Annotated in this window: 12 protein-coding genes; 6 read left to right on the plus strand and 6 right to left on the minus strand. The window is 60.3% G+C overall.

What is annotated here, in order from left to right; translation table 11 throughout:
* Window positions 1-92 precede the first annotated feature (92 nt).
* Complete coding sequence (locus ACTIEN_RS13685; protein WP_439523705.1) at window positions 93-230, plus strand: hypothetical protein; 138 nt, start codon at window positions 93-95, stop codon at window positions 228-230.
* Complete coding sequence (grxD, locus tag ACTIEN_RS13690) at window positions 223-585, plus strand: Grx4 family monothiol glutaredoxin (RefSeq protein ID WP_439523706.1); 363 nt, start codon at window positions 223-225, stop codon at window positions 583-585. The genes ACTIEN_RS13685 and grxD overlap by 8 nt, the downstream gene beginning before the upstream one ends.
* 71 nt (window positions 586-656) lie before the next feature.
* On the opposite strand, the gene ACTIEN_RS13695 is transcribed toward grxD, so the two are convergent.
* Together ACTIEN_RS13695 and ACTIEN_RS13700 are read right to left on the minus strand one after the other, a co-directional pair.
* The gene (locus tag ACTIEN_RS13695; RefSeq protein WP_439523707.1) at window positions 657-1,049 is read right to left on the minus strand and encodes a cell division protein ZapA; all 393 of its coding nucleotides are present in this window, start codon (window positions 1,047-1,049) and stop codon (window positions 657-659) included.
* Window positions 1,049-1,600 carry a hypothetical protein gene (locus ACTIEN_RS13700; protein ID WP_439523708.1) on the minus strand — a complete coding sequence of 184 codons (552 nt, stop codon included), beginning with the start codon at window positions 1,598-1,600 and terminating at the stop codon, window positions 1,049-1,051. The genes ACTIEN_RS13695 and ACTIEN_RS13700 overlap by 1 nt, the downstream gene beginning before the upstream one ends.
* A gap of 236 nt (window positions 1,601-1,836) precedes the next feature.
* Here ACTIEN_RS13700 and tkt point away from each other — a divergent pair, with 236 nt between their 5' ends.
* Complete coding sequence (tkt, locus tag ACTIEN_RS13705; RefSeq protein ID WP_439523709.1) at window positions 1,837-3,882, plus strand: transketolase; 2,046 nt, start codon at window positions 1,837-1,839, stop codon at window positions 3,880-3,882.
* A gap of 51 nt (window positions 3,883-3,933) precedes the next feature.
* Here tkt and ACTIEN_RS13710 read toward each other — a convergent pair whose 3' ends face one another.
* Genes ACTIEN_RS13710 through ACTIEN_RS13720 form a run of 3 tightly spaced genes read right to left on the minus strand, consistent with a single transcriptional unit; the run spans window position 3,934 to window position 5,625 of the window.
* A complete protein-coding gene (locus ACTIEN_RS13710; RefSeq protein ID WP_439523710.1) occupies window positions 3,934-4,245 on the minus strand; it encodes a hypothetical protein in 312 nt (103 codons plus the stop codon).
* 46 nt (window positions 4,246-4,291) lie between these two features.
* Window positions 4,292-5,248: a DUF808 domain-containing protein gene (locus tag ACTIEN_RS13715; protein WP_439523711.1), complete on the minus strand. Its 957-nt coding sequence runs from the start codon at window positions 5,246-5,248 to the stop codon at window positions 4,292-4,294.
* Complete coding sequence (locus ACTIEN_RS13720; RefSeq protein ID WP_439523712.1) at window positions 5,248-5,625, minus strand: DoxX family protein; 378 nt, start codon at window positions 5,623-5,625, stop codon at window positions 5,248-5,250. Before ACTIEN_RS13720 ends, ACTIEN_RS13715 begins: the two co-directional genes overlap by 1 nt.
* Before the next feature lie 192 nt (window positions 5,626-5,817).
* Here ACTIEN_RS13720 and gap point away from each other — a divergent pair, with 192 nt between their 5' ends.
* Window positions 5,818-6,822 (plus strand): type I glyceraldehyde-3-phosphate dehydrogenase, encoded by a 1,005-nt coding sequence (gene gap / locus ACTIEN_RS13725; RefSeq protein ID WP_439523713.1) that lies wholly within the window; start codon window positions 5,818-5,820, stop codon window positions 6,820-6,822.
* A 65-nt stretch (window positions 6,823-6,887) separates the two neighbouring features.
* On the opposite strand, the gene ACTIEN_RS13730 is transcribed toward gap, so the two are convergent.
* Window positions 6,888-7,556: a hypothetical protein gene (locus tag ACTIEN_RS13730; RefSeq protein ID WP_439523714.1), complete on the minus strand. Its 669-nt coding sequence runs from the start codon at window positions 7,554-7,556 to the stop codon at window positions 6,888-6,890.
* Window positions 7,557-8,018: 462 nt separating this feature from the next.
* Between ACTIEN_RS13730 and ACTIEN_RS13735 the strand changes: the two genes are divergently transcribed.
* Both ACTIEN_RS13735 and ACTIEN_RS13740 read left to right on the plus strand, forming a co-directional pair.
* Window positions 8,019-8,162, plus strand: coding sequence for a glyceraldehyde-3-phosphate dehydrogenase (locus ACTIEN_RS13735; protein ID WP_439523715.1), 144 nt, complete (start codon window positions 8,019-8,021; stop codon window positions 8,160-8,162).
* A gap of 110 nt (window positions 8,163-8,272) precedes the next feature.
* Window positions 8,273-8,689: glyceraldehyde 3-phosphate dehydrogenase NAD-binding domain-containing protein (locus ACTIEN_RS13740; protein WP_439523716.1), on the plus strand; the 417-nt coding region annotated here is incomplete at its 3' end.

Consider the following 8,689-nt stretch of genomic DNA (forward strand, 5'->3'; position numbering starts at 1 on the left):
CCAACGGCCCCTATGGCAAAGCCATTTGTGACTTTCGTCTGGAATTTGCCCGCGCGACACCCAAATGCCGATCTGTCCGGCGCGGGACACGCATGATCGACTTTATCACAAACACCTGGCCAATGTTCGCCGCCATTGGTCTTGTCACCCTAATAACTGTTGGCGCAACAATGCCGTATGTCCGCAAGGACCGGAAGCGCCGCGAAGAGATGGAGCAAGAGAATGACTGACTCAAAAGACTTGATCGACAACACCGTAAAGACCAACGACGTTGTGCTTTACATGAAGGGCACCAAATCCATGCCGCAATGCGGGTTCTCCAGCAAGGTGGCCGGTGTTCTGAACTACATGGGCGTCGATTTTGCCGACGTGAACGTTCTGGCCGATGAAAACATCCGGCAGGGCATCAAGGAATATTCAGACTGGCCGACCATCCCGCAGCTTTACGTCAAAGGTGAATTCGTCGGCGGATGTGACATCATCACCGAGATGACCCTGTCGGGCGAGCTGGATCAGTTGTTCGACGAATCCGGCGTTTCCTACAACAAGGACGCCGCAGACAAGATCCGCGAAGCAAACGCCTGACGCGTTCTCCCGGCTGAAACAGAAACGGCGCCCGATCAGGCGCCGTTTTGCGTTTCATGAGATGGCAGCGGTCAGCCCGCCTTTTCCTCGACATCGCGGGCCAGAGCCTCGGCACGGGCTGCGATTTCCTGAAGCGATTCCGTTACATCCGTTGGCACCACGGGCACCTCGATGCGTTCGGGTTCCGGCGGTGGCGCATCCTTGAGCATGCGCAGCTCGGACAGGTATCCGGAAGCCCGGTCTTCGGCCTCGCGCAGCTTGTCTTCCAGACCGGCTGTCTTGTCCGCCAGCATCAACCCGGCCATCAGCAGCATCCGTGCCTCGGGAATACGGCCCACCTGTTGGGCCAGAACCTCGGCTTCGGTGTCCAGCATCCTGGCGGCGGAATGCAGATACTGTTCCTCACCTTCCTGGCAGGCCACATCAAAGCTGCGACCACCGATCGTGATTTCGACTTCGGGCATCAGTTCGCCTCCTCGGTTTGCGCAGCGGCATCCAGCAGCGGGGCCAGCGATGCGAGGATCGCCTGCGTTTCAGCGGCCTCGACCGCACGGGCGGCGCGCAGACCTTCAAGTTCGGCCAGCATCGCCTTGTTGATCAGATGGGGCTCTCCGACGTTCTCGGCAAGCGCGTTGCGCAATTCCTCGTTGGTGGCGCGCAGCATCTCGTTGGATTTGCGCAGGCGTTGCATCTCTAGATCAAGCGCCGCGACATCCACCGTTGGCGCAGCGGCCGGTGCCGGTGTCTGCGCCTGAGCAGCGGCGTCTTTCGCCGCTTCCAGGTCCTGACGGTGCGTTTCGTGCAGCTTGCGCACGCGCTCTTCCAGCTGGGCATTGGCCAACTTTTCCTCGTCAAGCGCCTCTTTCAGACGCGCCAGCTCTTCCGGGTCTATTTCGGGCTGTGCGACCGGGGCTGGAACGGCCAGCGCCGCACGCTCTTCGATCCGGGCCACGCCTTGCGCCACCCGATCCAGCGCAGCCGTGATACGGTGTTGTAACTCGTTAATCTGGGTCATTTGCCTGATCCCCGTTTGTTGTTCGCCCGACATGGAGCTTTGGCCCCCGGACGCATTTTTCCGTGCTCTCTAAACGAATCGCTCCGTCCTCTTAATGTGAAAGTTTAACAATCCGCGTCCGAAAATGCGCCCCCTTAAGCGCAACCGGCATCGGTGTGCCGCTTGAACTCTGCCGTGACACTGGTATGAGCGCCGTAAAAGACCCCATTGCCCCCATGACAAGGACGAGACGGCCCATGGATATCGAGACTCTGAAAGCCCAGAACCCTGACCATTGGACCAAAGCCGCCGCCATCCGCGCGTTGACTCTGGATGCCGTGGCCGCCGCCAATTCCGGACACTCGGGCATGCCCATCGGCATGGCAGATGTGGCTACCGTGCTTTTTGAAAAGCACCTCAAGTTCGACGCGGCCCACCCAAATTGGCATGACCGCGACCGGTTCATCCTGTCGGCGGGCCACGGGTCGATGCTGCTGTATTCTCTGCTCTATCTTTGCGGCGACCCCGAAATCACGTTGGATGAGGTCAAGAACTTCCGTCAGTGGGGGGCCAAGACCGCCGGACATCCCGAGAACTTCATGGCGCAGGCGATTGAAACCACAACCGGTCCGCTGGGTCAGGGTCTTGCCAATTCCGTTGGTTTCGCAATGGCCGAGGAATCCCTGCGCGCCCGGTTCGGCAAAAAGCTGGTTGATCACCACACCTATGTCATCGCCGGTGACGGTTGCCTGATGGAAGGTGTCAGCCACGAGGCCATCGGCATTGCCGGGCGTCAGCAACTCTCCCGGCTGGTCGTGTTCTGGGACAACAACAACATCACCATCGACGGCACCGTCGAATTGTCGGACCGCACCGATCAGGTCACGCGCTTTACCGCTGCAGGCTGGCATGTGCAGGAAATCGACGGTCACAACCCGTCCGAAATCGACGCGGCCATCACTGCTGCCAAGGCGGACAACCGGCCGTCGATGATCGCCTGCAAGACGCATATCGCGCTGGGGCACGCGGCGCAGGATACGTCCAAGGGCCACGGCGCGCTGACCAACGCGGATCAGAACGCCGAGGCGAAGGCGATCTGGGGGTGGACCACCGGCCCGTTCGAAGTGCCGGGCGACATCAAGTCCGCATGGGAAGAAATTGGTCGCCGTGGCGCATCGGATCGCGCCGACTGGGAAACCCGTCTGGCCGAAATGTCGGCATCCCGTCAGACCGAGTTTGCCCGCACCATGGCAGGCGAAGCTCCCAAGAAACTGTCGTCCACCATCAAGGCGCTGAAAAAGCAGATCAGCGAAACCACGCCTTCGGTCGCCACGCGCAAAAGCTCGGAAATGGTGCTTGAGGTGGTCAATCCGATCCTGCCGGAAACCATTGGCGGATCAGCCGATCTGACCGGATCGAACAACACCAAGACAGGTGATCTGGGTGTCTTTGACGTCGACAGCCGCAAGGGCCGCTATGTCTATTGGGGCATCCGCGAACACGGCATGGCGTCGGCGATGAACGGCATGGCGCTGCATGGCGGCATCCGTCCCTATGGCGGCACGTTCATGTGTTTCACCGATTACGCCCGCCCGGCGATGCGCCTGTCAGCCTTGATGCAGGTGCCGACGGTTTACGTCATGACACATGACAGCATCGGTCTGGGGGAAGATGGCCCGACGCACCAGCCGGTCGAGCATCTGGCGATCAGCCGCGCAACGCCGAACACGCTGGTGTTCCGCCCCGCCGACACGGTGGAAACCGCCGAAGCCTGGGAAATCGCGTTCACCCAGACCAAGACACCGTCGGTGCTGTCGCTGACGCGGCAGAACCTGCCGACCGTGCGGACCGAACACAAAACCAAGAACCTTGTTGCGCAAGGCGCTTATGTGCTTGCCGATGCCGAGGGAAAACGTCAGGCGATCATCATGGCAACCGGATCCGAGGTCGAGATTGCCATGGCCGCGCGGGACATTCTGCAAGCCGAAGGGATCGGGACGCGGGTTGTGTCCATGCCTTGCTGGGAGCTTTTCGAAGAGCAGGAAGAACGCTACCGCAAGCGCGTTTTGCCGGGTGGTCCGGTGCGTGTGGCGGTTGAGGCAGGCATCCGCTTTGGCTGGGATCGCTGGCTGTTCGGAGAGCGTGGCAAGCGCGAGAAATCGGGGTTTGTCGGGATGCATGGCTTTGGTGCCTCTGCCCCGGCGGAAACGCTTTATGAAAAGTTCGGCATAACCGCCGATGCGGTGGCACAGAAGGTGCGCGATCTGGTCGAGGGCCGCTGGCAGTCCGATCCGAAGGCTTGACCAACTTGGCGGTCCGGTTGCGAGCCGGACCGTCACCGCGCTGCCCGAACATCAGAACCGCCTGGACGCCGATCTTTCATCGCATGTGTCCGGGCGCGTCGGCCACGCCCGTTGCGACAGTTTGGGTGGATCGCGGTTCAGCAGCAGGCGCACCGGGTCTCGGTTGCAGAACACCACCATCTGGTCGCCGTTTTCGACAAGGGTGAATCCGCGCCTGTGGACCTCGCGCATGAAAGCCACGCGCCCCGCATAGCGTTCGATATCACGCGTTGCACGGTGGATGACCCCGCCCCTGCCCACGGCCTTGGCGGAGAACACGTTGCGGATCCAGTTTTCCGCTTCGAGATATAAGGGCATCGTCATGGCCCCGACCCTAGCGCGAAACCGGTTAAAACAGCCTTAACGTCGATCAGGCCCCCTTTGGCATGACCGCCGTCCACATCGGTCCGATGATCTTCACGCCGACGGGGATCAGGATCAGACCCCAGATCAGACCAAGCACGAAATCAATGGATGCGGTGATGCCCCACTCGAAGAAAGGCTGCCCCGTGCCATACGTTACGGCAATGTCGTGAATAAAGTCCTCTGGACCGTGCCAACCCATCTGGGCCACGGAATGCACGATGATCGACCCGCCAACCCACAGCATCGCCGCCGTGCCGACCACGGTCAGCGTCTTGAGCAGCCACGGCATGAATTTCACGATGCCCCGTCCAAATGCGCGGGTCAGTCCCAATCGCCCCACCTGACTGAGCCACAATCCGACATCGTCCATCTTCACGATCACCGCCACGGCGCCGTAGACCGCAAGGGTGACCATGACCCCGACCAGAGCCAGCGTTGCACCCTGCATCCAGATATTGCCTGCCTCGATCACCGACAGCGCGATTGTCATGATCTCGGCCGACAGGATGAAATCCGTCTTGATCGCGCCTTTGATCTTTTGTTCCTCAAGGTGCATCGGGTCTTCAACGGCATGGCTGCCATCGGGCCCGCCGGAATGATCCCCCTGTGACGTCAGCACATGGGCGATCTTCTCGGCCCCCTCGAAACACAGATAACTGCCCCCGAGGATCAGCAAGGGGGGAATCAACCAGGGCGCAAAACTCGACATCAAAAGAGCGGCCGGCAACAGGAACACCAGCTTGTTGATCAGCGATCCGCGCGCGATCCGCCAGATGATCGGCAATTCGCGCGCCGGTTCGAACCCGTGCAGGTATTTCGGGGTCACGGCCGCGTCGTCGATGAGAACGCCGGCGGTTTTCGATCCGGCCTTGGCTGCCGCTGCGCCGATATCGTCCACAGACGCCGCAGCAACCTTGGCGATCGCCGCGACATCATCGAGAAGGGCCAACAATCCACTCATCACACTGCTCCGCTGTTAGGTCTGCCCAAGACATAGCGCCCCGGTCCATGGGCCGCCAGCACCAGACATCCCCCGGCGATGGCCCAGTTCTTGACGAAGATGCTCATTTGCCACGGATCATCGGGGATCAGATGAAACATGCTGGTCACCGCGCAATAGCCCGCAAGCGTCAACGCAACAGGCCTTACGGCCCATCCGGCAAGCAGCGCCAGACCGGCCAGCGCATTGAACACAAGCGCGGGCCAGACCAACACGCCCGGCAATCCGCGATCTGTCAGAAGGCTCATGGCCGGGTCCGGATCAAGCCCCTTTTGCACCGCTCCGCCCAGAAACAGGGCGGCAATCAGACTTCGCCCCACAAGAACCGCACCATCCATACCGCGCCTCACTTTCCCAGGTCTGGAAACATCGGGGCGGTGTTACCGCAAACTGTCCTGAAACGTTAGCGCCATCATGCGTCACCACGGCACCTTTTGCGCTAACACATTGTGAAAATTGTCCTTTTTACTTTGCGACTGCAGCATACATCCGTATACATCCGGCAATCATACCACGCTGGAGACACGTTCATGACCGTCACTCTTGGAATCAATGGTTTCGGTCGGATCGGCCGCTGCACACTTGCACATATCGCGGAAAGTTCGCGCAACGACGTGCAGGTTGTGAAGATCAACGCCACCGGCCCCATCGAGACCAGCGCGCATCTTCTGCGCTATGACAGTATCCACGGACGTTTTGGTGGCGAGGTGAAGGTCAGCGGCAACACGATGGACCTGGGGCGCGGTCCGATGGAGGTGTTCTCGACCTATGATCCGCAAGAGCTCGACTGGTCGGGCTGTGACGTGGTTCTGGAATGCACCGGCCAGTTCAATGACGGCACCACCGCAGGTGTGCATATGGACCGTGGAGCCAAATCGGTTCTGATCTCTGCCCCGGCGAAGAACGTGCAGAAGACCGTTGTCTATGGCGTCAATCACCGCGATCTGGTGGTGGGCGACACGATGGTGTCCAACGGATCCTGCACCACCAATTGTCTGGCCCCGCTGGCCAAGGTGCTGGACGAGGCGATCGGGATCGAAAGCGGGATCATGACAACGATCCATTCCTATACCGGCGATCAGCCGACGCTGGACCGCCGCCACGCCGATCTTTACCGCGCACGGGCCGCGGCCATGGCGATGATCCCGACCTCGACCGGGGCCGCAAAGGCGTTGGGGGAAGTCCTGCCCAATCTCAAGGGCAAGCTGGATGGGTCTGCCGTGCGGGTGCCGACCCCGAACGTGTCGGCGGTGGATCTGACCTTTTACGCAGGCAAGGATGTCACGGTCGAGGATGTCAACGAGGTGGTGCGACTGGCGGCAGCGACCCATATGGGCACAGTGCTGGGCTATGATCCGGAACCCAAGGTGTCGATTGATTTCAACCACACCACGCAGTCTTCGATCTTTGCACCGGACCAGACCAAGGTGGTCGGCAAACGGATGGTGCGGGTGCTGGCCTGGTATGACAACGAATGGGGTTTCTCGGCGCGGATGGCGGATGTCGCGGGCGCGATGGGTCGCCTGCTCCACTAGGCGCCACGGCCAGATATTCGACGTCTTGAACGGTTCTGACCGGGTCTCGCAGCGCTTGCCGATCCTCAAGCTCCGATCAGGAAGACCACCAGCGGCACCGGGGCAACCGCGATCAGAATCGCCAGCAGCGTTGGCACCGGGGCGAAAATGCCGCTCATACCCGCCAGCATCATGATCCCGCCACCACCCCCGATGACAACGTTGCCCGGAAGGTTCACGGCCAGAGCAAGGGCGATGTAGCGATGACGGATGACCAACGCGAGCAGACGCGGCGGCGCGCCTTCGAGGATCAGCGCCACGCGATCTTCCGGAGCCAGCAGTTCTGCGCGATGAATCAGGACTGCCGTTTGGCGCAACCGGAAAAACGCCAACAATCGAGCCAGTATCGTGATGGGCAACATGCGACCCACCGTATAGGACAACACCATCGCCAGAGCCGTGGCCCCGTATACAAGTGGCGCAATCGAGGCTCCAAATGCCATGAACAGGGCCACACCAAGTTCGGCACCCGGCACAAACGGAATCGCCAGAAGGCCGACATAGATCACCGTACCCAGCATCAGCACACGGTACATCTGCTGTTCGTTTTCCGGCGTGATCTGCAAGCCAAGAGCTTCGCGAACAAGATGTGAGACCCAGGTCGCCAGCACCACCAGACCAAGCAGCAGTGCAAAGCGCAGCGCGATGGCCGCGCCTTTTCCAAGACGGGGTGGTCTGGCTGTTGGTTGTGTCACCCTGAAACAGCGCGTCGTGCTAAAAGGCGGGACATCTCTGGTGCGGCAAGACTGGGTGCCGCATTGTCGAAGGCGGTCACGAAAGCAGCCCCGGCGCCGACGGCCAACGCGGCGACCGATGCCGATTGCACACTTGCTTGCATTGCAGACCTCAGACGATTTTGATGAAGGGGAACCGGCACATGTACACGCATCTTATTGTGACAGGCCAAAGGTCTGCACGCAACGGGCATGCCCGTGGGACGCCTTTGCAGGCCGTTGATCGCCCGTGAGAAGGCACGACCGGCTTTCGACACCGCGATTATGGGTCGGATCGGATCGCAACAGTCGGCAGGGGCAAAAAATGCTTCGAAGCATTTTCGTCTTTTCTTCGAAGAAAAGGCCCCGTGGCATTCGATACGGTTGCGTGACAAGGCACGGCGCCTCTGGCATTGTGCACGCAAGAGCAGAGGAACATGCGCGATGACCAACTCACTCGCTATCGGTTTGGGATTGTTGATCCTCGGCGGGATCGGGATTGACGCCTTTCTGACCGGAGGAGACGGGCTGCTGTTTCTGGCCGGCAAAGGTGTGGATTTGTTGGATTGGGTCGCGTTCTGGCGTTGACGCAGAGACTGGCGCATTGCTTGACAGCTCTGCGTCGTTCTGCTTGTTAGCGGTAACACTACACGATACGTCAGGCAGTCGATCCTGCCAAAACCAGCGAGGATTCTTTTATGAGCATCAAAGTTGCCATCAACGGGTTTGGCCGCATTGGCCGCAACATTCTGCGCGCAATCATCGAATCCGGTCGCACGGATATCGAGGTCATTGCGATCAATGATCTCGGACCGGTCGAAACCAACGCGCATCTGCTGCAATATGACTCTGTGCATGGACGCTTCCCGGTCGAGGTCAAGACCTCTGAGGACAGCATTGATGTCGGTCGTGGCCCGATCAAGGTGACGGCGATCCGCAACCCGGCCGAGCTGCCGTGGTCCGACGTGGATGTGGTGTTGGAATGCACCGGCATCTTCACCAGCAAAGAAGCATGCCAGGCGCATCTCGACAACGGATCAAGCCGGGTGCTGATATCCGCGCCGGGCAAGGATGCGGACAAGACCATCGTCTATGGCGTGAACCATGACAGTCTT

The organism is Marivita sp. (genome assembly GCF_051859345.1).
GTDB lineage: Bacteria > Pseudomonadota > Alphaproteobacteria > Rhodobacterales > Rhodobacteraceae > Marivita.

What these genes read in the sequence shown, in the direction of transcription:
- ACTIEN_RS13685 (WP_439523705.1), top strand. Translation starts at nt 93, where the DNA reads ATGATCGACTTTATCACAAACACCTGGCCAATGTTCGCCGCCATTGGT.
- grxD (WP_439523706.1), top strand. Translation starts at nt 223, where the DNA reads ATGACTGACTCAAAAGACTTGATCGACAACACCGTAAAGACCAACGAC.
- ACTIEN_RS13695 (WP_439523707.1), bottom strand. Translation starts at nt 1,049, where the DNA reads ATGCCCGAAGTCGAAATCACGATCGGTGGTCGCAGCTTTGATGTGGCC.
- ACTIEN_RS13700 (WP_439523708.1), bottom strand. Translation starts at nt 1,600, where the DNA reads ATGACCCAGATTAACGAGTTACAACACCGTATCACGGCTGCGCTGGAT.
- tkt (WP_439523709.1), top strand. Translation starts at nt 1,837, where the DNA reads ATGGATATCGAGACTCTGAAAGCCCAGAACCCTGACCATTGGACCAAA.
- ACTIEN_RS13710 (WP_439523710.1), bottom strand. Translation starts at nt 4,245, where the DNA reads ATGACGATGCCCTTATATCTCGAAGCGGAAAACTGGATCCGCAACGTG.
- ACTIEN_RS13715 (WP_439523711.1), bottom strand. Translation starts at nt 5,248, where the DNA reads ATGAGTGGATTGTTGGCCCTTCTCGATGATGTCGCGGCGATCGCCAAG.
- ACTIEN_RS13720 (WP_439523712.1), bottom strand. Translation starts at nt 5,625, where the DNA reads ATGGATGGTGCGGTTCTTGTGGGGCGAAGTCTGATTGCCGCCCTGTTT.
- gap (WP_439523713.1), top strand. Translation starts at nt 5,818, where the DNA reads ATGACCGTCACTCTTGGAATCAATGGTTTCGGTCGGATCGGCCGCTGC.
- ACTIEN_RS13735 (WP_439523715.1), top strand. Translation starts at nt 8,019, where the DNA reads ATGACCAACTCACTCGCTATCGGTTTGGGATTGTTGATCCTCGGCGGG.